The 20,578-nt window shown below is 71.6% G+C and carries 20 protein-coding genes; 13 read left to right on the forward strand and 7 right to left on the reverse strand.

Translation table 11 applies throughout. The features are described 5' to 3' along the window. Positions 1 to 43: 43 nt before the first annotated feature. Positions 44 to 325, reverse strand: a complete 282-nt coding sequence (locus tag ACH4S8_RS13870) for an HPr family phosphocarrier protein (protein ID WP_398393383.1) — start codon at positions 323 to 325, stop codon at positions 44 to 46. 175 nt (positions 326 to 500) lie between these two features. Between ACH4S8_RS13870 and ACH4S8_RS13875 the strand changes: the two genes are divergently transcribed. From ACH4S8_RS13875 to ACH4S8_RS13890, 4 genes are all read left to right on the forward strand, one after another. Then, positions 501 to 3,329 (forward strand): GNAT family N-acetyltransferase, encoded by a 2,829-nt coding sequence (locus tag ACH4S8_RS13875; protein ID WP_398393385.1) that lies wholly within the window; start codon positions 501 to 503, stop codon positions 3,327 to 3,329. A gap of 282 nt (positions 3,330 to 3,611) precedes the next feature. After that, positions 3,612 to 4,199 (forward strand): DUF5998 family protein, encoded by a 588-nt coding sequence (locus tag ACH4S8_RS13880; RefSeq protein WP_261707673.1) that lies wholly within the window; start codon positions 3,612 to 3,614, stop codon positions 4,197 to 4,199. After that, positions 4,199 to 5,386 carry an alkaline phosphatase family protein gene (locus ACH4S8_RS13885; RefSeq protein ID WP_398393388.1) on the forward strand — a complete coding sequence of 396 codons (1,188 nt, stop codon included), beginning with the start codon at positions 4,199 to 4,201 and terminating at the stop codon, positions 5,384 to 5,386. Before ACH4S8_RS13880 ends, ACH4S8_RS13885 begins: the two co-directional genes overlap by 1 nt. A gap of 44 nt (positions 5,387 to 5,430) precedes the next feature. Next, positions 5,431 to 6,078, forward strand: coding sequence for a thymidine kinase (locus tag ACH4S8_RS13890; protein ID WP_398393390.1), 648 nt, complete (start codon positions 5,431 to 5,433; stop codon positions 6,076 to 6,078). A gap of 76 nt (positions 6,079 to 6,154) precedes the next feature. Here ACH4S8_RS13890 and ACH4S8_RS13895 read toward each other — a convergent pair whose 3' ends face one another. Then, entirely contained in the window at positions 6,155 to 6,958 is an 804-nt protein-coding gene (locus tag ACH4S8_RS13895; RefSeq protein ID WP_398393392.1) for a VOC family protein, read from the reverse strand. Positions 6,959 to 7,278: 320 nt separating this feature from the next. Here ACH4S8_RS13895 and ACH4S8_RS13900 point away from each other — a divergent pair, with 320 nt between their 5' ends. Next, positions 7,279 to 8,106 carry a sulfurtransferase gene (locus ACH4S8_RS13900; RefSeq protein ID WP_398393393.1) on the forward strand — a complete coding sequence of 276 codons (828 nt, stop codon included), beginning with the start codon at positions 7,279 to 7,281 and terminating at the stop codon, positions 8,104 to 8,106. A 93-nt stretch (positions 8,107 to 8,199) separates the two neighbouring features. Here the strand turns inward: ACH4S8_RS13900 and sepH are convergent, their stop codons facing one another. Beyond that, positions 8,200 to 9,252, reverse strand: coding sequence for a septation protein SepH (sepH, locus tag ACH4S8_RS13905; RefSeq protein WP_398393394.1), 1,053 nt, complete (start codon positions 9,250 to 9,252; stop codon positions 8,200 to 8,202). Positions 9,253 to 9,724: 472 nt separating this feature from the next. On the opposite strand from sepH, the gene ACH4S8_RS13910 reads away from it, so the two are divergent. Next, positions 9,725 to 10,516 (forward strand): hypothetical protein, encoded by a 792-nt coding sequence (locus tag ACH4S8_RS13910; protein WP_398393395.1) that lies wholly within the window; start codon positions 9,725 to 9,727, stop codon positions 10,514 to 10,516. On the opposite strand, the gene ACH4S8_RS13915 is transcribed toward ACH4S8_RS13910, so the two are convergent. Together ACH4S8_RS13915 and ACH4S8_RS13920 are read right to left on the reverse strand one after the other, a co-directional pair. Then, the gene (locus ACH4S8_RS13915) at positions 10,440 to 11,759 is read right to left on the reverse strand and encodes a D-arabinono-1,4-lactone oxidase (RefSeq protein WP_398393396.1); all 1,320 of its coding nucleotides are present in this window, start codon (positions 11,757 to 11,759) and stop codon (positions 10,440 to 10,442) included. The two genes, ACH4S8_RS13910 and ACH4S8_RS13915, sit on opposite strands and share 77 nt — an antisense overlap. Then, a complete protein-coding gene (locus ACH4S8_RS13920) occupies positions 11,719 to 12,957 on the reverse strand; it encodes an MFS transporter (RefSeq protein WP_398393398.1) in 1,239 nt (412 codons plus the stop codon). The genes ACH4S8_RS13915 and ACH4S8_RS13920 overlap by 41 nt, the downstream gene beginning before the upstream one ends. Before the next feature lie 273 nt (positions 12,958 to 13,230). Here ACH4S8_RS13920 and ACH4S8_RS13925 point away from each other — a divergent pair, with 273 nt between their 5' ends. Together ACH4S8_RS13925 and ACH4S8_RS13930 are read left to right on the forward strand one after the other, a co-directional pair. Beyond that, positions 13,231 to 14,358, forward strand: a complete 1,128-nt coding sequence (locus ACH4S8_RS13925) for a ferrochelatase (RefSeq protein WP_398393400.1) — start codon at positions 13,231 to 13,233, stop codon at positions 14,356 to 14,358. 8 nt (positions 14,359 to 14,366) lie between these two features. Continuing rightward, positions 14,367 to 15,182: an inositol monophosphatase family protein gene (locus ACH4S8_RS13930; RefSeq protein WP_398393402.1), complete on the forward strand. Its 816-nt coding sequence runs from the start codon at positions 14,367 to 14,369 to the stop codon at positions 15,180 to 15,182. Between the two features lie 89 nt (positions 15,183 to 15,271). Here the strand turns inward: ACH4S8_RS13930 and ACH4S8_RS13935 are convergent, their stop codons facing one another. Beyond that, positions 15,272 to 15,445 (reverse strand): hypothetical protein, encoded by a 174-nt coding sequence (locus ACH4S8_RS13935; protein ID WP_382794082.1) that lies wholly within the window; start codon positions 15,443 to 15,445, stop codon positions 15,272 to 15,274. Between the two features lie 412 nt (positions 15,446 to 15,857). Here ACH4S8_RS13935 and ACH4S8_RS13940 point away from each other — a divergent pair, with 412 nt between their 5' ends. From ACH4S8_RS13940 to ACH4S8_RS13955, 4 genes are all read left to right on the forward strand, one after another. Beyond that, entirely contained in the window at positions 15,858 to 16,511 is a 654-nt protein-coding gene (locus tag ACH4S8_RS13940; RefSeq protein ID WP_398393405.1) for a response regulator transcription factor, read from the forward strand. A 6-nt stretch (positions 16,512 to 16,517) separates the two neighbouring features. Further along, positions 16,518 to 17,750, forward strand: coding sequence for a sensor histidine kinase (locus tag ACH4S8_RS13945; protein ID WP_398393407.1), 1,233 nt, complete (start codon positions 16,518 to 16,520; stop codon positions 17,748 to 17,750). A 394-nt stretch (positions 17,751 to 18,144) separates the two neighbouring features. Then, positions 18,145 to 18,441, forward strand: a complete 297-nt coding sequence (locus tag ACH4S8_RS13950; RefSeq protein ID WP_003997302.1) for a DUF4193 domain-containing protein — start codon at positions 18,145 to 18,147, stop codon at positions 18,439 to 18,441. A gap of 13 nt (positions 18,442 to 18,454) precedes the next feature. Continuing rightward, on the forward strand, positions 18,455 to 19,366 hold the full coding sequence (locus ACH4S8_RS13955; RefSeq protein ID WP_398393410.1) for a hypothetical protein: 912 nt from the start codon (positions 18,455 to 18,457) through the stop codon (positions 19,364 to 19,366). A gap of 88 nt (positions 19,367 to 19,454) precedes the next feature. On the opposite strand, the gene ACH4S8_RS13960 is transcribed toward ACH4S8_RS13955, so the two are convergent. Continuing rightward, the gene (locus ACH4S8_RS13960; protein WP_398393412.1) at positions 19,455 to 19,934 is read right to left on the reverse strand and encodes a DUF3093 domain-containing protein; all 480 of its coding nucleotides are present in this window, start codon (positions 19,932 to 19,934) and stop codon (positions 19,455 to 19,457) included. Between the two features lie 58 nt (positions 19,935 to 19,992). On the opposite strand from ACH4S8_RS13960, the gene ACH4S8_RS13965 reads away from it, so the two are divergent. Next, positions 19,993 to 20,577: a PaaI family thioesterase gene (locus ACH4S8_RS13965; RefSeq protein ID WP_398393413.1), complete on the forward strand. Its 585-nt coding sequence runs from the start codon at positions 19,993 to 19,995 to the stop codon at positions 20,575 to 20,577. Position 20,578: the final 1 nt, after the last annotated feature.

Here is a 20,578-nt window from a genome sequence, read left to right on the forward strand (position 1 = left end):
CGGTGAAGGGAGGCGCGGCTCGGTCGTGTGCCGCGTGGGAGGTTCAGACGGTCTCGGGGAGCTCGTCGAGCCCCTCGGCGACCAGCTTCGCCAGGCGGTCGAGAGCGGCGTCCGCGCCCTCGGCGTCCGAGGCGAGGACGATCTCCTCGCCGCCCTCGGCGCCCAGGCCGAGGACCGCGAGCATGGAGGCCGCGTTGACGGGGTCGCCGCTTGCCTTGGCGATCGTCACGGGGATGCCGGAGGCCGTGGCCGCCCGGACGAAGATGGAGGCGGGGCGGGCGTGGAGGCCCTCGGTCCAGCCGACGTTGACGCGGCGCTCAGCCATGTGATGCTGCCCTTCGGGTGTTCAAGGTTGTCTAGACCATTGTTCCATAGTGTGAGGCGTGCCCGGACGGTCCCTGGTCCCGCCGCCGTGGTGCCGGTCGAAGCCCCGGCTCCGACGCCCGTGACCCTCAGACTGCCTCGCGCCGTTGTCGTACGCGAGCCGTAGTCTGGGCCCCATGCAGACCTCGTCGGACCGCCACGAGTACCCGGCCCACTGGGAGGCCGACGTGGTGCTGCGCGACGGCGGCACCGCACGCATCAGGCCCATCACCGTCGACGACGCCGAGCGCCTGGTCAGCTTCTACGAGCAGGTGTCGGACGAGTCGAAGTACTACCGCTTCTTCGCGCCGTACCCGCGGCTGTCCGCCAAGGACGTCCACCGCTTCACCCACCACGACTTCGTGGACCGGGTGGGCCTCGCGGCCACGGTCGGCGGAGAGTTTATCGCGACCGTGCGCTACGACCGGATCGACCCGGACGGCAGGCCCGCCTCCGCGCCCGCCGACGAGGCCGAGGTCGCCTTCCTCGTACAGGACGCCCACCAGGGCCGGGGCGTCGCCTCCGCGCTGCTCGAACACATCGCCGCCGTGGCCCGCGAGCGCGCCATCCGCCGCTTCGCCGCCGAGGTGCTGCCCGCCAACAACAAGATGATCAAGGTGTTCACGGACGCCGGCTACACCCAGAAGCGCAGCTTCGAGGACGGCGTCGTACGCCTGGAGTTCGACCTCGAGCCCACCGACCGGTCCCTCGCCGTGCAGCGCGCGCGGGAGCAGCGCGCCGAGGCCCGCTCCGTGCAGCGGCTGCTCGCCCCCGGCTCGGTCGCCGTCGTCGGCGCCGGACGCACGCCCGGCGGAGTCGGCCGCAGTGTCCTCGACAACCTTCGGGACGCCGGGTTCACCGGACGCCTCTACGCCGTGAACACCGCCTTCCAGGAGAAGGAACTCGACGGAGTCCCGGCCCACCGCTCCATCAGGGACATCACCGGCCCCGTCGACCTCGCCGTCGTGGCCGTACCCGTCGAGCACGTTCCCGAGGTCGTGACGGAATGCGGCGAACACGGCGTGCAGGGGTTGGTGGTGGTCTCCGCCGGCTACGCCGAGAGCGGTCCCGAGGGGCGCGAGCGCCAGCGCGAACTCGTACGGCACGCGCGCACGTACGGCATGCGGATCATCGGGCCCAACGCCTTCGGCGTCATCAACACATCGCCCGATGTGCGGCTGAACGCCTCGCTCGCCCCCCGGATGCCCCGCCCCGGGCGCATCGGCCTGTTCGCGCAGTCCGGCGCCATCGGCATCGCCCTGCTGTCCCGGCTGCATCGGCGCGGCGGCGGCGTCACGGGCGTGACCGGCGTGTCGACCTTCGTCTCCTCCGGGAACCGGGCGGACGTCTCCGGCAACGACGTCCTGCAGTACTGGTACGACGACCCGGACACCGACGTCGTCCTGATGTATCTGGAATCCATCGGCAACCCGCGCAAGTTCACCCGCCTCGCGCGGCGGACGGCGGCGGCCAAGCCGCTGGTCGTGGTCCAGGGGGCGCGGCACGGCGGGGCGGCTCCCCAGGGACACGCCGTACGGGCCACCCGACTGCCGCACGCCACCGTGTCCGCGCTGCTGCGCCAGGCCGGCGTGATCCGGGTGGACACGATCACCGAACTGGTCGACGCGGGTCTGCTGCTGGCCCGTCAGCCGCTTCCCCGGGGACCCCGCGTGGCGATCCTCGGGAACTCGGAGTCGCTGGGGCTGCTGACGTACGACGCGTGTCTCGCCGAAGGGCTGAGGCCGCTGCCGCCGCGGGACCTGACCACGGCGGCCTCGGCGGAGGACTTCCACAAGGCCCTGTCGCGGGCGCTCGCCGACGACGGCTGTGACGCCGTCGTCGTGACGGCCATACCGGCGGTGGGGGAGACCTCGGCCGCCGACGAGGCGCTCGCCGAGGCGCTCCGGTCCTCCGCCCTGGAGGCCCCGGCGAAGCCCGTCCTCGTCGTGCACGTCGAACTGGGCGGGCTCGCCGAGGCGCTGTCCGCCGCCGCGAGCACCGCTCCGCAGCCCTCCGGGACGGCGCCCGGCGCGGCGTCCGGCGCCCGCTTCCACCCCTCGGACACCTCGCCCGCCGCGGCCCGCTCCGAACCCGCTCCGGACTCCCGGCTCATCCCCGCCTACCCCGCCGCCGAACGCGCCGTCCGCGCCCTCGCGGAAGCCGTCAAGTACGCCCAGTGGCGTCTGGACGCCGGCGAGCCCGGCAAGGTGCCCGAGTACGAGGACATCGACGAGAAGGGAGCGGCCCGGCTGATCGACGACCTCCTCGCGCGCGGGGAGGGCCTGACCCTGGGAGGCGAGCGGACGGCGGCCCTGCTCGGGCGGTACGGCATCGACGTGCACGCCGCCCTGCCCGCTCCCACCCCCGACGACGCCGTGGCGGCTGCCCGGACCATCGGATACCCCGTGGCGCTCAAGACCACCGCCCCCCACCTGCGGCACCGCGCCGACCTGGGCGGCGTGCGCCTGGATGTGGCGGACGAGGAGCAGCTGCGCCGGGCCTACGCGGAGCTGATCGAGCTGTTCGGGCCGCCGACGGTGCTGCGCCCGGTGGTGCAGGGGATGGCGCCGCGCGGTGTCGACACGGTCGTCCGCACGGTGATCGACCCGGCGGCCGGGGCGGTGCTCTCCTTCGGGCTCTCCGGAGCCGCCTCCGAACTGCTCGGAGACACCGCGCACCGGCTGGTCCCGGTCACGGACCGGGACGCGGCCTCGCTGGTCCGGTCGATCAGGACGGCGCCGCTCCTGTTCGGCTGGCGGGGCTCCGCGCCGGTCGACACGGCAGCCCTCGAAGAGCTGATGCTGCGGGTCTCCCGGCTGGTCGACGACCACCCGGAGGTCGTCGCGGTCTCGCTGGAGCCGGTGGTGGTCGCCCCGACCGGCGTGAGCGTCCTCGGCGCCACGGTACGGCTGGCCCGCGCCCCGCTGCGGGACGACCTCGGCCCCCGGACCCTGCCTGTCGTCTGAGCCTCCCCGGTCGGCCCGGGCCGTCCCAGCCGCTGGGGCCGTGCGGGTCGTCCGGTACGTGCGAGTCGTCCGGTACGTACGAAGTCGTCGGGGCCGTCACGAAGGGAAGCCGCTGTGACGGCGGGCACCCCGCCCCCTCCCGTTCCGCCCGTCGTGTCCGCGCGAGGGCCCCTGCCGTGCCCGCGCCGCACCGGTCACCCCGCGCGATGCGATCTGATCCGTCCACGACAGACCCACGCGAGCGGTGCCTCGCAGTCAGTGGGCCCCCGTAGGATGGACGGCATGGCCAAGACCAGTACGACGACCCAGGGGCTGCGAGCGGCGATCGAGCGCAGCGGCTACTACCCGGCCCTCGTGGCCGAGGCGGTGGAGGCCGCGATCGGCGGCGAGACCATCCGGTCGTACCTGGTCCACCAGGAGACGACGTTCGACGCGAACGAGGTGCGGCGGCACGTCACCGTGCTGGTCCTCACCGGCAACCGCTTCATCGTGAGCCACACCGACGAGCAGAACGCGGACACCACGTCCCCCACGCCCTACGCCACGACCTCGACGGAATCGGTCAAGCTCGGCCGGATCTCCTCGGTCGTCGTCAGCCGCGTCGTCGCGAACCCGGAGTCGTACACGCCCGGCACGCTGCCCCGTGAAGTGGTCCTGACCATCGGCTGGGGCGCCGTCTCCCGCATCGACCTGGAGCCCGCCGCCTGCGGCGACCCCAACTGCGAGGCGGATCACGGCTACACCGGCAGCTCGACGGCGGACGACCTGAGCCTGCGGGTCAGCGAGGCGGGGGACGGTCCGGAGACCGTCCGCCAGGCCCTCGCCTTCGCGCAGTCCCTCTCCGAGGCGACCGCGGACGTCGCCCGCTGATGGCCCTGCCCACCTGGGACCACCCGGAACCGCTCGCCGTCGACTCCGCGCCCGTCCCCGAGTACGGCGCCGGTTCGCTGGCCGACCTGCTGCCCACGCTCGCCGCCGGCATGTCCGTGCCCGGCGCGACCGCCGCCATACCCGAGCTGACCGCGGCCGACCGGAACTGCGTGTTCCTGATCGACGGTCTCGGCTGGGAGCAGCTCAAGGCGCACCCGGACGAGGCGCCCTTCATGACGTCGCTCCTCGCGTCCTCGCGCGGCGGCACCGGACGCCCGATCACCGCCGGCTACCCGGCCACCACCGCGACCTCGCTGGCCTCCGTGGGTACCGGCCTGCCCCCGGGTGCCCACGGCCTGCCCGGCTACACCGCGCGCAACCCCGCCACCGGCGAGCTGATGAACCAGCTCCGCTGGAACCCGTGGACCGAGCCGCGCGCCTGGCAGCCGTACCCCACGATCTTCCAGCTGGCCGACGCGGCCGGTGTGCACACCGCCCAGGTCTCCTCGCCGACCTTCCAGAACACACCGCTGACGAAGATCGCGCTGAGCGGCGGGACGTTCCACGGCCGGCTGTCCGGCGAGGAGCGCATGGACCTCGCCGCCGAGCAACTGTCGTCCGGCGACCGCTCCTTGGTCTACACGTACTACGCGGAGGTGGACGGCAAGGGCCACCGCTTCGGCGTCGACTCCGACCCCTGGCGCGGCCAGCTCATGTATGTCGACCGGCTGGTCCAGCGCCTCGCGGAGCAGCTCCCGCCGCGCTCGGCGCTGTACGTCACCGCCGACCACGGCATGATCGACATCCCGTTCGACGAACAGCACCGCATCGACTTCGACGAGGACTGGGAGCTGCGCGCCGGGGTCGCCCTGCTGGGCGGCGAGGGCCGGGCCCGCCATGTGTACGCGGTCCCGGGCGCCGAGGCGGACGTGCTGACCTGCTGGCGCGAGGTCCTCGGCGAGCAGTTCTGGGTCGCCTCCCGCGACGAGGCGATCGAAGCGGGCTGGTTCGGCCCCCGGGTCGACGAGCGGGTGTACGCCCGGCTCGGCGACGTCATCGCCGCCGCCCGGGACGATGTCCTGATCATCGCCTCCGAGCGGGAGCCGAAGGAGTCGCTGATGGTCGGCAACCACGGCTCGATGACCCCGGCCGAGCAGCTGGTGCCGCTCCTCCAAGTACGCTCCTGACGCCCCCTCTCTCCTCCCTGTTGCCGAAAGGTGCTCAACTCCCCATGCCCGAGCTGGTGTTCTTCTCCGGAACGATGGACTGCGGGAAGTCCACGCTGGCTCTCCAGATCGAGCACAACCGCTCGGCGCGGGGTCTGCAGGGCATGATCTTCACGCGTGACGACCGGGCCGGCGAGGGCAAGCTCTCCTCACGCCTCGGCCTGGTCACCGACGCGGTCGAGGTGGCGGACGCCCAGGACCTGTACGCCTATCTGGTGGACCACCTCTCGCAGGGCGGCCGGGCGGACTACGTGATCGCGGACGAGGCGCAGTTCCTGGCTCCCGCGCAGATCGACCAACTGGCCCGTGTGGTGGACGACCTGGACATCGACGTCTTCGCCTTCGGGATCACCACCGACTTCCGGTCCAAGCTCTTCCCCGGCTCCCAGCGCCTGGTCGAACTGGCCGACCGCGTCGAGGTCCTCCAGGTCGAGGCCCTGTGCTGGTGCGGAGCCCGCGCCACGCACAACGCCCGTACCGTGGGCGGCGAGATGGTCGTCGAGGGGGCCCAGGTCGTCGTCGGCGACGTCAACCAGCACGAGAGCATCGGCTACGAGGTCCTGTGCCGCCGGCACCACCGACGCCGCATGACAGCCGCCACGGCCCGTGCGAGTGCCCTGTCCCCGGACGTCCTGCCGATCGCCCAGGCTTGAAGCCTGTTCGGGGGCGCCGTCTCCGGAGTGCTGTCCCTTCCCGCTTCCGGAGCGCCGCCCCTGGAGGCCCCTCGGGTCAGGTGACGGCATGGATCAGGGAGAAGACCGCGCCCTCCGGATCCGCCACCGTGGCCACGCGGCCGTACGGTGAGTCGTGGGCCGCCCGCAGGAGGTGCCCGCCCAGCTCCGTGACGAGGCGGACGGTGTCGTCCACCTCGAAGGCCTCGAAGTACGTCAGCCAGTGCGGGCCCCGGTCGCGCGGCAGCGCGTTCCCGACGCCGTGGACGCCGGCCACCGCCCGGCCGTCGACGTGCAGCGTCACGTAGTCGAAGTCGGCCGAAACGGTCGGCTCCAGTTCGTAGCCGAAGACGCCCTTGTAGAACTTGACGACGCTCTCGGTGTCGCGCGTCACGAGCTCGTTCCACGCCGGAGTGCCCGGAACACCGGTGATCTCCGTGCCGAGGTGGGCCGTCCCCTGCCAGATGCCGAAGACGGCGCCCGACGGGTCGGAGGCGATGGCCAGCCGGCCGGCCCCGGCGGCCTCCAGCGGGCCCACGCCCACGGTTCCGCCGCTGTGCCGTACCGTCTCGGCGGTCTGGTCCACGTCCGCCGAGGCGAAATAGGGCGTCCAGGCGATCGGCAGCTGCCGATCGGGTGGCAACTGGCCGATCCCGGCCACCTCCCGGCCGTCGAGGAGCGCCCGCGCGTAGGGGCCGAGCCGCGGCGGGCCGGGCTGGAACTCCCAGCCGAACAGCGCTCCGTAGAAGTCCTGGGTCGCGGCCGTCTCATGCGCCATCAGGCTCACCCAACAGGGTGTCCCGGGCGTGCGCCGAGCGTGCGTGGTTCCGTTCGGGCCGGCCGATTCCCGTGCCTCGGTCATCGTCACTCTCTTCTCGGCCCCTCGCGGTGGCCGGTCACCTTCCGCTTGCGAACGCGCGTACTCAGTCGCGTGCGTGCGCGCCCCGTGCCGATGTTCGCGCCACCGGTCATGCCGTCCGTGCTTCTCGCACCGCCCGTCGAGGCGGTGCGCGGACACAGGACGCCTGATCCGCCGTTCCTCGTCCGTCGTGGAGCTGTCGCCGTGTGGTGGCCATCGGTTGTACAGCATGTGCCCGATCCCATACGCCTGGTGATCGGACCTGGCGGAGCAGAGTAGCCGGACATGGTCGACGCGGCCACCCCGTGCGCAAGGATGGGGCCATGAACGCCATCATCACGGCATCCGAACTCGCGAGTGACCTGGCCGGGCCGAACCCGCCGGTCCTCCTCGACGTCCGCTGGCAGTTGGGCGGTCCCAACCTGCGCTCCGAGTACGAGAACGCGCACATCCCCGGTGCCGTCTTCGTCGACCTGGATTCCGAACTCGCAGGTCCGGCCGGTGCGGCAGGCCGGCATCCGCTCCCCGACCCCGAGGTCTTCGGCGCGGCGATGCGGGCCGCCGGAGTGTCCGAGAACCGCGACGTCGTCGTGTACGACGGAGGGCAGGGCTGGGCCGCCGCGCGCGCCTGGTGGCTCCTGGGCTATTCGGGTCATCCGTCGGTACGCGTGCTTGACGGCGGGTTCGCCGCCTGGAGCGGACCGGTGTCCTCGGAGACCTCCGTGCCGGCGCCCGGAACGTTCGTGCCGACGGCCGGTGCCCGGCCCGCGCTCGACGCGGACGGGGCGGCCGCGCTCGCCCGCACCGGGCTGCTGCTGGACGCCCGCGCGGGGGAGCGGTACCGGGGCGAGGTCGAGCCGATCGATCCGGTCGGCGGTCACATCCCGGGTGCCGTCTCCGCGCCCACCACCGGGAACGTCACGGAGGACGGACGGTTCCTGCCGTCGGCCGAACTCGCGGACCGCTTCAAGTCCTTCGGTGCGACACCGGCGACCGAGGTCGGCGTCTACTGCGGCTCCGGGGTCTCGGGCGCCCATGAGGTGCTGGCCCTCGCCGTGGCCGGCATTCCGGCGGCGCTGTACGTGGGTTCGTGGTCGGAGTGGTCCCAGGACGGAGCCCGCCCCGTCGCGGTGGGCCCCGACCCGCAGTGACACCGGCGGGACCGGCACCGTCGGTTCCGCCGCTCGTGCGCGACGACGGGCCCGCACCGGATCGGTGCGGGCCCGTCGACGTCACGGATCCGGCTATTCCTGCTTCTTGCGCCGTGTGCCGAAGACGATCTCGTCCCAGCTCGGGACCGCCGCTCTGCGGCCCGGGCGGACGCCGTCGGCCTCGGCCTGCCGGTCGGTCGCTCCGACGAGCCGGTCGCGATGGCTGCCCACCGAGCGGGGCATGAGCACGTCCGCGTACGCGGAACCGGCACCCGCCGAGGCGGCGGGAGCCGGGGGCTCCTCCTCCTCGGGCTCGGTGTCGGGCTCCTCGGCGGCGGGGCGCTCGGCGGGGGCGGGCCGCTCGGGCACGACCATGTCGCCCCGGAAGCTGGGCACCGCCTCCAGGAGGCTGGTCAGCGAGTCACGGTCCTCGGCCTCCTCGGCGGGTTCCGCGGAGGCCGGCGGCAGGCTCGGCCGCTCCGTCTGCCGGTCCAGGGCGCGGTCCAGCGGACGGTCGCGGGGCAGCCGGGCGATCCGCGGCACGAACGGGAAGCTCGGCTCGGGCGCCGCGAGGTCGTCGGACTCGCCGATCAGCGAGCGCGCCTCGTCGTCGACGGCCTGGACGAGCCGCCGGGGCGGGTCGTAGGTCCAGCTCGCCGCGTGCGGTTCACCCGCGACACGGTAGACGAGCAGGACTTCCCAGGTGCCGTCGTCCCGGCGCCAGGAGTCCCATTGGACGGTGTCCTTCTCGGCACCCCGGATCAGCAGCCGTTCCTGGACGGCCTCACCGAGCTGGGGACCGGCGTTCTCTCCGGGGCGGCGGACAGGAGTCTTCCGGGCACGCTCGGCCATGAAGGCGCGCTCGGCCAGCACGGGCCCCTCGAAACGGCGTACGCGATCGACGGGAATGCCGGCGAGCTGGGCGACTTCCTCCGCGGACGCACCGGCACGTATCCGCGCCTGGATGTCACGGGGGCGGAGATGGCTCTCCACCTCGATCTCGATCTGGCCGAGGCGGGGACGGTCGCCGCGTACGGCGGCGCGCAGCCGCTCGTCAATCGGAAGCGTGTATTCCGTACTGTCCGCAGCCTTCAGCACCAGCCGTGTGCCGTCGTTAGAGACGGCCACGACACGCAGTTCGGGCATGGGGACCTCCCGGGTGGTGCCTGCCGACGTCACGTGCGTCGCTGCTTCCGCTAGTCGAGTGTGGCCTGCCCGGGTGCAGCCTGCCACAACCTTGCCGAGTTGCCCGGCGTGTCGGGCGCGGGCCCGGGGTCGCCGTTATGGCACGGTTACCTGTTCGCAACGCTAAGTGACGAACTCCATCACCCTGTGCAACGAGCCCCCTCCCGGTGGTCCTGCAAGGCCCCGGACACCCTGGCGGGAGTCCGGACCCAGGGCTGGCAACAGTACTCCATTCGGGCCACTTGCGTGGATCGGCACGCCGCTCAACTTCGAGCGGGGGGCGCTAGTTGGCCGATCCCGGCACCCTTTCGGCGATCGGGGGACGTGGCGCACTTCACGTAATCGGCAGAAACGGAACTTATCGTTTCGCCTGTACGTCCCTTTCTCGTGCGGTCGGTCGATCAAGTACGGGAAAGGCAGGCAAGGTCCGGGAATGCGTGAGAAGCCGGATGTCGGCGGCGAACAGCCGGATGCCGACGGGGAACCGAGGAAGAGGCGGCTGGACCTGAGCGTCCCCCAGGTGGCGGGGAGCGCGGTCGCCGCGGTGGTCGCGGCGAAACTGGCGTCGTACTTCGGTGTCTACGGGACGATCCTGGGCGCCGGGCTGGTCAGTGTGGTCGCCACCTGCGGGGGAACGCTGTTCCAGCACTTCTTCCGGCGCACCGGCGAACAGATCCGTGATGTGACGGTGCCGGCGAGACCGAAGCCCCGGCAGGTGCCGGCTTCCCCCGGCGAGTTCACCGAAGGGACCGTCTACCGCGCGCGGGTCAGGAGCTGGAAGCGGCCGCTCGTCGCGACCGCCCTGGTCTTCGGCGTCACGATGGCCGGAATCACCACGTACGAAACGGTCTCGGGACGGAGCTTCAGCGGCGACGGCACGAGCACGACGGTCGGCGACGCCCTCAAGGGGCACTCGGACGGCTCGGGGAACCACGATTCCGGTACGACACCGTCGGCCGGGACTTCGCCGTCCTCGCCGCCGGCCTCTCGGAAGGCTCCGGCGCCGGTGCCGTCCTCCGACGGCGCCGGATCGGGGGACACGGCCGGCGACGGCGGTGGCACGGCCGCCGTGCCGACCCCGGGGGACGGGGCCTCGGCGGAGCCGGAAGCCGGGGACGGCACCCCGGCTCCCGCCCCCAGCGCGACCGCTACGACCCCAGAACCCTCCGCAAGTAGTCATTCGCAAAGCGCCGGTCCGGATCGAGCCGGTCCCTCAGCGCCGTGAACTCGCCGAAGCGCGGATAGATCCCGGAGAAGTACTCCGCGTCCCGGGTGTGCACCTTGCCCCAGTGCGGCCGGCCCTCGTGCGCGGTGAAGATCCGCTCGGCGGCGGTGAAGTACGCCTGATAGGGGGTGCCCCTGAACATGTGGACGGCGATGTACGCGCTCTCCCGCCCCGACGCCGTGGAGAGGGCGATGTCGTCGGCGGGCGCCGTGCGCACCTCCACGGGAAAGCTGACCTTCAGGGTCGAGCTGTCGACCATCGACTTCAGCTCGCGCAGCGTCTCGACCAGCGCCTCGCGCGGAACCGCGTACTCCATCTCCACGAACCGCACGCGGCGCGGAGAGGTGAAGACCTTGTACGGGATGTCGGTGTAGGTCCGCGCGGACAGCGCGCGGCTGGAGAATCCGGCGATCGAGGGGATGGCCGCGGGAACGGCCCGGCCGAGCATGTTGGCCACCTGGAAGGCGCCGTTGGAGAGGAGCTCGTCCTCGATCCAGCCGCGGACGGGGCCGACCGGGTTCTCGGGACCCGCGCTGCGGTTGTTGCGCTTGGTGTTGCAGTTGCCGGTGTGCGGGAACCAGTAGAACTCGAAGTGCTCGTTCTCGGTGAAGAGTTCCTCGAAGTCGGCGGTGACCCTGTCGAAGGTCATCGGCTCCTCGCGGGCCGTGAGCAGGAAGACGGGCTCCACGGCGAAGGTGATCGCGGTGATGATCCCCAGGGCGCCGATGCCTATACGGGCCGACGCGAAGATCTCCGGGTTCTCGCTCTCGGAGCAGGTCAGCACCGACCCGTCCGCCGTCACCAGTTCGAGCCCCGTGATCTGCGCGGCGATCGAGGCGGAGTCGCGCCCGGTGCCGTGGGTTCCGGTGCTGGTCGCCCCCGAAACCGTCTGCTCCATGATGTCGCCCATGTTCGTGAGCGACAGACCCTCGCGCGCGAGGGCCATGTTGAGCCTCTTGAGCGGGGTGCCCGCCTCGACCGTGACCGTCATGGCCGTGCGGTCGATCTTGCGGATCCCGGTCAACAGTTGAGGCCGGATCAACACGCCGTCGGTCGCGGCGGCAGCCGTGAAGGAGTGCCCGGTGCCGACGGCCTTCACCGTCAGGCCGTCCTCGGCCGCCTTGCGTACGGCGGCGGAGAGTTCGTCCACCGAGGCAGGGGTGACCTCCCGTACGGGAAGGGCGGTGACGTTACCCGCCCAGTTACGCCACGTGCCGCTCTTCTCGCTCACTGCGGTGCTCATGGGACCCTCCCCGCTGCCGAACCGGCCTGCTGAGCCGGCGGTACCCGAGGAAACCGACCGCGACCGCGACGGCCCCGGATGCCGCCGGAACCCCGTACCCGGCCTTCGCCCCGGCGGAGTCGATCACCCAGCCAGCCACGGAGGAACCGAGCGCGACCCCGACGGCGAGACCTGTGCTCACCCAGGTCATGCCTTCGGTCAGTTTCGCGCGAGGTACGTGCTGCTCGATGAGGGACATCGTCGTGATCATCGTGGGAGCGATGGACAGGCCCGAAACGAACAGCGCCACGGCCAGGAACGGCAAGTTTCCGACCAGTAGGAGGGGGATCATACTCACGGCCATCGCGCATATGCCCAGCAGCCACCTGCCTTCCGCGGCCCCCTTGAACTGCAGGAGCCCGAAGACGGCCCCCGCGAGGCAGGAGCCCGCCGCGTACAGGGCCAGGACGATGCTCGCGGCGGCCTTGTGGCCCTGCTCCTCGGCGAAGGCGACGGTGACCACGTCGACGGCTCCGAAGATCGTCCCGGTCGCCACGAACGTGGCCACGAGGACCTGGAGTCCGGCCGAACGGAGTGCCGAGCCGCCGCTGTGCTGTCCGCGCGGATGCGGCCGGGGCTCGGTGGCGCGCTGGGAGGTCAGCCAGAAGACCCCGGCCGTCAGGAAGCAGCCGGCGAGCAGCGGTCCGGCCTCCGGGAACCACACCGTGGACAGGCCGATGGAGATGATCGGCCCGAAGATGAAGCAGATCTCGTCCACCACGGACTCCAGGGAGTACGCGGTGTGCAGTTGCGGGGTGCCTCCGTAGAGGGCCGCCCAGCGGGCCCGGATCATCGCGCCGATGCTCGGGACGCAGCCGATGCCGGCCGCGCACACGAAAAGCACCCAGTCCGGCCATCCGAAGTGCGCGGCGGCCAGCAGCCCCCCGGCCGCCGTGAGCGCGGCGAGGGTCACCGGGCGCAGGACCCGCCGCTGGCCGTGCAGGTCCACCAGTCGCGAGACCTGCGGGCCCATCGCCGCGGCCGCCAGCGCGATGGTCGCCGACAGGGCGCCCGCGAGCCCGTAGCGCCCGGTCAGCTGGGAGATCATCGTGACGACGCCGATGCCCATCATGGACAGCGGCATCCGGCCGAGCAGGCCGGCGGCGGAGAAGCTCCTGGAGCCGGGGGCGGCGAACAGGGCGCGGTAGGGGCTGGGCACGGGAGTCTCCGTCGGCTCGGCTCGGCCCCTCCCCGGCACAGCGGGCGGCCCGAACTTCGGTAAGGCGTGAAGCTGGCCGATACAGCTTACTGGTTAGGCAACCCTAATACAGCCCTCCTGCCTGTCCGGCCCTCGGTCCGGACAGGCCCGTCCGGCCGCCGGGTGCGAGCAGTGTTCTTCCGGGGCGCAGGGCAGCCGCGCGCCTCACCGCCGTCGCCCGCTCGCCACCCCGCCGGTTCTCGCCCGTCGGCGACGGGTGGCAGGATCGGACCCATGCCACAAGCGCTCGATGCCACCCCCTACGACGCCCTGCTCCTGCTCTCGTTCGGCGGCCCCGAGGGCCCGGACGAAGTGGTCCCGTTCCTGGAGAACGTGACGCGGGGCAGGGGCATCCCCAAGGAACGGCTCAAGGAGGTCGGGCAGCACTACTTCCTGTTCGACGGGATCAGCCCCATCAACGACCAGAACCGCTCGCTGCTCGACGCGCTGCGCAAGGACTTCGCCGAGCACGGTCTGGACCTGCCGGTCTACTGGGGCAACCGGAACTGGGCGCCGTACCTGACCGACACGCTGCGCGAGATGGCCGCCGACGGGCGGCGCAGGATCCTGGTGCTGGCCACCAGCGCGTACGCCTCGTACTCGGGCTGCCGACAGTACCGCGAGGATCTCGCGGGGGCCCTGGCCGTCCTGGAGGGGGAGGGGCTGGAGCCGCCGCGGGTCGACAAGCTGCGGCACTACTTCAACCATCCCGGGTTCGTGGAGCCGATGACCGAGGGTGTCCTGAGGTCGCTCGCCGAGCTGCCCGAGGAGGTCAGGGCGGGCGCGCACCTGGTGTTCACCACGCATTCGATCCCGGTCGCGGCGGCCGACACCTCCGGTCCGGCCGGGGGACACGGCGACGGCGGCGCGTACGTCCGGCAGCATCTGGACGTGGCCCGTCTGATCGCGGACGCGGTGCGCACGGAGACCGGGACCGACCACCCGTGGAAGCTCGTGTACCAGTCGCGCTCCGGGGCACCGCACATCCCGTGGCTGGAGCCGGACATCTGCGACCACCTGGAGGAGCTCCACGGGGCGGGGGCACCGGCGGCGGTGATGGTGCCGATCGGGTTCGTCTCGGACCACATGGAGGTCCGGTACGACCTGGACACCGAGGCACGGGCGAAGGCGCAGGAACTGGGGCTGCCGGTGCGCCGTTCGGCCACCGTGGGCTCCGATTCCCGGTTCGCCGCGGCGATCCGGGACCTGGTCCTGGAGCGGGCCGCGAGCGAGAGCGGACGGCAGGTGACCCGGTGCGCCCTCGGCACGCTGGGCGCCGGTCACGACCTGTGCCCGGTGGGCTGCTGCCCGGCCCGCACGCCCAAGCCCGCCGCCGCGGGCGCCGACAGCCCCTACGCGTGAGGAACCACGTGACCGAGCCCCTGCACACCGAACTCCTCCAGCTCGCGCACGAGGCCGCCCGCCGCGCGGGTGAGCTGCTGCGCGACGGCCGCCCGGCGGACCTCGCGGTCGCCGCCACCAAGTCCAGCCCGATCGACGTCGTCACCGAGATGGACATCGCCGCCGAGAAGCTGATCACCTCGCTGATCGCCGAGCGCCGCCCCGACGACGGCTTCCTCGGCGAGGAGGGCGCCGTCACCGAGGGGACCAGCGGCGTCCGCTGGATCGTCGATCCGCTCGACGGCACGGTCAACTACCTGTACGGGCTGCCGACCTGGGCGGTGTCCATCGCGGCCCAGCAGGGCGGTGAGACCGTCGTCGGCGTCGTGGCGGTCCCCATGCGCGGCGAGACCTGCCACGCGGTCCGCGGCCGGGGTGCCTGGGCCTCCGGCGCCCGGGTGGGCGAACGCCGGCTGGCGTGCCGCCCGTCGCCGCCGCTCGACCAGGCCCTGGTCTCGACCGGCTTCAACTACGTGACCGAGGTCAAGACCCATCAGGCCGACGTGGCCCAGCGGCTGATCCCGCTGGTGCGCGACATCCGGCGCTCCGGCTCGGCGGCGGTCGACCTGTGCGACGTCGCGGCCGGACGCCTCGACGGGTACTACGAGCGTGGTCTGCACCCCTGGGATCTCGCGGCAGGGGACCTGATCGCCCGGGAAGCGGGCGCGGTGACCGGTGGACGCCCCGGAGAAGGCCCCACGGGCGATCTCGCGGTGGCGGCCTCCCCGGGCGTCTTCGAGCCCCTCCAGCGGCTCCTGGAGGACTTCGGGGCCTGGCACGACTGACGGTCCGGACAGGCGGGCGTCGGAAGGCGAAAACGGAGCGGGGCCCCGGTACTGGATCGATACCGGGGCCCCGCTCTCGTACGTGCTGATCAGACGCGTGTGGCGCCGACCTCCACACCGTGCTCCGCGGCAAGGCGGTGCAGGTCGTCCAGCTCGGCCTGCTCGACCTCCGCGAGGAAGTCGTCGCCTGTTTCGCGAGCCCGCGTCAGGTCGGTCTCGGTCGCCCTTATGCGCTGCAGAAGTCCTGTGGTGAATGCGTCCATGCTGCGCCCCCTCGTCCTGGGTCGTGGGTCGGGTGGCACGGGGGTGTGCCGATGGAAGGGGCGATCACGTCTCCGAATGGGGTGCCCAGCGCTGCCCGGTCTGGGCGGCGACGGTGCCGGACACCCACGCCCGCTCTGCGAAAGCGTTGGACGTACCACTATGTGGCTTGCCACATGCAGAGCGTGATCGCGGGGTGTAAAGCCGTCCTCCCCCCGCTCTCTTCCGCGGAAACCTCAACTCGACGAGAAAATCTCGCATTCCCGGTCCCCCGGGCGCGCTTCCCTCGCGCCTCCCCCGTCTTACAGCCGGTTTATGGCCGAAACGGGCAGGATGGAGCTCTCATCCGTGACGGACCTGCCCGCGTGGTGCGCTGAAACGTGCCCGCCGGTGGACAGAGGAAGGACAAGCGACGTGCGCGTACTCGTCGTCGAGGACGAGCAGCTGCTCGCCGATGCGGTGGCCACCGGACTGCGCCGGGAGGCCATGGCCGTCGACGTCGTGTACGACGGCGCGGCCGCGCTGGAGCGCATCGGGGTCAACGACTACGACGTGGTCGTCCTGGACCGCGACCTCCCGCTCGTGCACGGGGACGACGTCTGCCGGAAGATCGTCGAGCTCGGCGTGCCCACGCGCGTGCTGATGCTGACCGCGTCCGGCGACGTCAGCGACCGTGTCGAGGGTCTGGAGATCGGCGCCGACGACTACCTCCCCAAGCCGTTCGCGTTCAGCGAGCTGACCGCACGCGTGCGTGCCCTGGGACGTCGTACGAGCGTGCCGCTGCCGCCGGTCCTGGAGCGTGCCGGCATCAAGCTCGACCCCAACCGCCGCGAGGTCTTCCGCGACGGCAAGGAGGTCCAGCTCGCCCCGAAGGAGTTCGCCGTCCTGGAGGTCCTGCTGCGCAGCGAGGGAGCGGTGGTCTCCGCGGAGCAGCTCCTGGAGAAGGCCTGGGACGAGAACACGGACCCGTTCACCAACGTCGTGCGCGTGACCGTCATGACGCTGCGGCGCAAGCTCGGCGAGCCCGCCGTGATCGTCACCGTGCCCGGTTCCGGGTACAGGATCTGATCGACCGTGGCCACCACCCCCGCGCCGCCCGCGGCGCCACCGAAGCCCACCTGGGACCCCAGAAGGACGGAGCCGCCCTTCCCCTGGCTGCGTCCCACGATCCGCATACGTCTGACGCTGCTGTACGGCGGCATGTTCCTGATCGCCGGCATCATGCTGCTGTCGATCATCTACCTGCTCGCGGCGCAGGCGCTGAACGTCGGCAGCGACCTCCCCTTCCAGATCATTTCCGGGAAGGTCGGCAGCAACGTCTGCAACCTCCCGCTGAACCCCTCGGCGGACGAGCTGAACCGCGCGATGGCCGACTGCGTGAACCGGCAGCGCCAGCACGCCCTCGACGATCTGCTCAGCCGCTCGCTGCTCGCCCTGCTCGGCCTCGCGGTCATCGCCTTCGCGTTCGGCTACGCGATGGCGGGCCGCGTCCTGTCGCCGCTCGGCCACATCACCCGCACCGCGCGCGCGGTGGCCGGCTCCGACCTGTCCCGGCGGATCGAGCTGGACGGCCCCGACGACGAGCTGAAGGAGCTCGCGGACACCTTCGACGACATGCTGGAGCGGCTGCAGCGGGCCTTCACCGCGCAGCAGCGGTTCGTCGGGAACGCCTCGCACGAACTGCGCACACCCCTCGCGATCAATCGCACGCTCCTGGAGGTGCACCTCTCGGGGCCCGGAGTGCCGACGGAGATGCAGCAGCTCGGCAAGACGCTGCTCGCCACGAACGAGCGCAGCGAGCAGCTCGTCGAGGGCCTGCTGCTGCTCGCCCGCAGCGACAACCAGATCGTCGAGCGCAAGCCGGTGGACCTCGCCGAGGTCGCCTCGCAGGCCATCGACCAGGTGCACGCCGAGGCCGAGGCCAAGGGCGTGGAGATCCGCGGGCAGCGTGCTCCGGTGGTCGTCCAGGGCAACGGCGTCCTCCTGGAGCGGATCGCCCTGAACCTCGTCCAGAACGCCGTCCGGTACAACGTGCCGCAGGACGGCTGGGTCGAGGTCACGACGGACACGGAGCACGGCCGGGCGGTCCTGGAGGTGTCGAACACGGGACCGGTCGTTCCCGCGTACGAGGTGGACAATCTTTTCGAGCCCTTCCGGCGGCTGCGCACGGAGCGTACGGGCAGCGACAAGGGCGTGGGCCTCGGCCTGTCGATCGTCCGGTCGGTGGCCCGTGCGCACGGAGGCCACATCGTCGCTCGGCCTCGAGAAGGGGGTGGTCTCGTGATGCGCGTCACCCTTCCCATCTGAGACCATGTCGCGGACACACGGTGATGTTCGCTTTGCGCGGAATTTTCGGGTCACCCACCCGAGTGACCCGTGTGTGATCGATCACAAGGACGATTTTCGGTCCATCTACCCTCCGTGATCATGTGACCTGCCGGAAAGCCGGGAAAATCCGGGTTTTCGGGGGTCCCGATCACGGGAAGTACACGGTGGGGCTCCTTTGAAGTGCGGCCTTGGGACCGTGTACGGTCCGCATCGCCATCCAAGCCGATCACTCTCGATGAGTCCGGTTGGGTGTCGATTGAGTAACAGACCTTGATGTGAGGCAAAATCTCCGCCTCGGGTCGGGCACAAGTCCGGCCTCTCACGCGTTACGTGCGCTGGAGACACCGCAGACACCCAGAGGGGGAGAGCGACAATGGCAACGGATTACGACACCCCGCGCAAGACCGACGACGACGTCGACTCGGACAGCCTTGAAGAACTGAAGGCTCGCCGGAACGACAAGTCGACCTCGTCCGTCGACGTAGATGAGTTCGAGGCCGCCGAAGGCCTGGAGCTGCCCGGTGCGGACCTCTCGAACGAAGAGCTGGCCGTCCGGGTGCTGCCCAAGCAGCAGGACGAGTTCACCTGCATGAGCTGCTTCCTGGTGCACCACCGCAGCCAGCTGGCCCGCGAGAAGAACGGTCAGCCGATCTGCCGCGACTGCGACTGAGGCAGGGTCGGCCGTGACCGGCTCGACCCGACCCTGGAAGCGCCGCCTCCCCTCGGGGGCGGCGGACGAAGGGCCCGCCAAGGGCCCTGAAGGCGTGCGTGACGACGGGCGGGGCTCTTCCGAACAGGGATCAGCCTCGCTCGACCGAACGGGCGTCACGGACGGCCTGACGGCCCCCACGGACACTTCCTCGCCCGTCGCGAGGCGTCGCGTGGAGGCTGTTCGGGACGGCGTCAGGAGGAGCGTCACGAGAAGTGGCGTCCGGGCCCGGGCGGGCCTGGCGTATGTCACCGACCGCATCATCGACATCGCCCCGAGGATTCCCGTACGGGACCTCGCCGCCCTCCGCAGACAGTTCCCGGGCCTCGGCCCCGAGGAGATCGCGGACAAGCTCGTCGCGGGCGCCGCCGCCGCGACGTCCACCGTCGGTGCCGGGATCGGCGCCGCCGCGATGCTGCCGGTGCCGCCCGCCATGCCCACGGAGCTGGCCGCCGAGATCACCGCCGTCGCCGCGATCGAGCTGAAGCTGATCGCCGAACTCCACGAGGTCTACGGCCTGCGTCCGCAGGGCAGCCTCAAGGAGCGCAGTACGGCCTATCTGCACTCCTGGTCGGGCGAGCGCGGCATCGACGTGGCCAGACCCATGACGATCAACGCCGCGCTGGGCGGCCAGATGAAGCGCGAGCTGCGCCAGCAGATCATGAAACGAACGGTCCGGGACCTGCCCAACCTGATGCCGTTCATGATCGGAGCGACCGTGGGGGCGGTGATGAACCGCCGCGACACCAGACGCGTGGCGGGCCACATCCGCAAGGACCTGCGCAAGATGCAGGTTCCGTGGGACGCGCTCCCGCAGCTGCCGCCGCTGGAGAAGCCGATCGATCCGGTGCGGATCGGGGAGATTCCGACCGACCTCGGGCACTGAGACCGTCGGCACGGCCGGCTCCGGCGGGCGGGACCGGTGCGTGCCCCGCGCTCGTGGCACGCCCGGGGCCGGAAGCCCGGCGGCCCTCTCAGCTGCTCTCCGCGGACCGGCCCGCCTGCCGTGCCGTCTCCAGGGCGGCGGCCAGGCGCTCCGGCTCCCGCGTCGACAGATACAGGTAGGGCGTCGGATCCGCCGGGTCCGTGACCTGCACGCGCAGTGCCCCCGGGATGTACGAGCGCAGGAGCATGAAGGCGCGGGTGTCGGCCTTGTACGTACGCCAGGCGCGCGCTTCCTCCGGGTCCATGATCTCCGTGTCCCCGAGGGCCGAGACCGGGATCCTGGCGTCGCCGGCGATCAGCGAGTCACCGACCACGCGGATGCGGATCGAGCCGTACGAGCTGGCCGCGACCGCCGCGACCGCGGTTCCGCCGACGAGCGCTCCGAGCATCGGCAGCGTGCCGAACGGGAGGAAGACCAGGGCCAGGGCGAGTCCGACCAGGAAGCTGATCACCCACCACGACCGGGGCGCGGTGAGGCGTTCTTCGTACGGGGATGCGGAGAGCTGCATGACGCCAAGCTTGGCACGGTGCGAAGACTTGATGGACGCGCGGGTAAGGTCTGCGCCTGTGAGTGGTACTTCCGCAGCTCTGACGCCTCCCGCCGACGCCGTCGCGCCGGTGCGGCACCCTGACGCGCCCGCCCCCGGAGAGCTCCTCGGAGCACACTACGAACACTGTTTCGGGTGCGGTGGAGCGCAGCCCCACGGGCTCCATCTGGAGGCCCGCGCGGGCGAGGGCGTGACGATCACGGCGGAGTTCACCGTGCGCCCCGTCCACCAGGGTGCCCCCGGGCTCGCGCACGGCGGTGTTCTCGCCACCGCGCTCGACGAGACGCTCGGCTCGCTGAACTGGCTGCTGCGGACGATCGCCGTGACCGGACGCCTGGAGACCGACTTCCGGCGCCCCGTACCCGTCGACACCGTGCTGTATCTGGAGGCCGAGGTCACAGCCGTGGCCGGCCGGAAGATCTACTGCACCGCCACCGGGCGGATCGGCGGCCCCGACGGGCCCGTCGCCGTCCGCGCGGACGCCCTCTTCGTCGAGGTGAAGGTCGACCACTTCATCGACAACGGCCGCCCGGAGGAGATCCGCGCGGCGATGAGCGACCCGGACCAGATCCGGCGAGCCCGTGCCTTCGAGGTGAACCCGTGAC

Source organism: Streptomyces sp. NPDC021080 (genome assembly GCF_044333225.1).
Classification (GTDB): Bacteria; Actinomycetota; Actinomycetes; order Streptomycetales; family Streptomycetaceae; genus Streptomyces.

Bases quoted from the DNA above. Each gene is read 5' to 3' on its own strand.
- ACH4S8_RS13870 (WP_398393383.1), bottom strand. From the start codon at position 325: ATGGCTGAGCGCCGCGTCAACGTCGGCTGGACCGAGGGCCTCCACGCC.
- ACH4S8_RS13875 (WP_398393385.1), top strand. From the start codon at position 501: ATGCAGACCTCGTCGGACCGCCACGAGTACCCGGCCCACTGGGAGGCC.
- ACH4S8_RS13880 (WP_261707673.1), top strand. From the start codon at position 3,612: ATGGCCAAGACCAGTACGACGACCCAGGGGCTGCGAGCGGCGATCGAG.
- ACH4S8_RS13885 (WP_398393388.1), top strand. From the start codon at position 4,199: ATGGCCCTGCCCACCTGGGACCACCCGGAACCGCTCGCCGTCGACTCC.
- ACH4S8_RS13890 (WP_398393390.1), top strand. From the start codon at position 5,431: ATGCCCGAGCTGGTGTTCTTCTCCGGAACGATGGACTGCGGGAAGTCC.
- ACH4S8_RS13895 (WP_398393392.1), bottom strand. From the start codon at position 6,958: ATGACCGAGGCACGGGAATCGGCCGGCCCGAACGGAACCACGCACGCT.
- ACH4S8_RS13900 (WP_398393393.1), top strand. From the start codon at position 7,279: ATGAACGCCATCATCACGGCATCCGAACTCGCGAGTGACCTGGCCGGG.
- sepH (WP_398393394.1), bottom strand. From the start codon at position 9,252: ATGCCCGAACTGCGTGTCGTGGCCGTCTCTAACGACGGCACACGGCTG.
- ACH4S8_RS13910 (WP_398393395.1), top strand. From the start codon at position 9,725: ATGCGTGAGAAGCCGGATGTCGGCGGCGAACAGCCGGATGCCGACGGG.
- ACH4S8_RS13915 (WP_398393396.1), bottom strand. From the start codon at position 11,759: ATGAGCACCGCAGTGAGCGAGAAGAGCGGCACGTGGCGTAACTGGGCG.
- ACH4S8_RS13925 (WP_398393400.1), top strand. From the start codon at position 13,231: ATGCCACAAGCGCTCGATGCCACCCCCTACGACGCCCTGCTCCTGCTC.
- ACH4S8_RS13935 (WP_382794082.1), bottom strand. From the start codon at position 15,445: ATGGACGCATTCACCACAGGACTTCTGCAGCGCATAAGGGCGACCGAG.
- ACH4S8_RS13950 (WP_003997302.1), top strand. From the start codon at position 18,145: ATGGCAACGGATTACGACACCCCGCGCAAGACCGACGACGACGTCGAC.
- ACH4S8_RS13960 (WP_398393412.1), bottom strand. From the start codon at position 19,934: ATGCAGCTCTCCGCATCCCCGTACGAAGAACGCCTCACCGCGCCCCGG.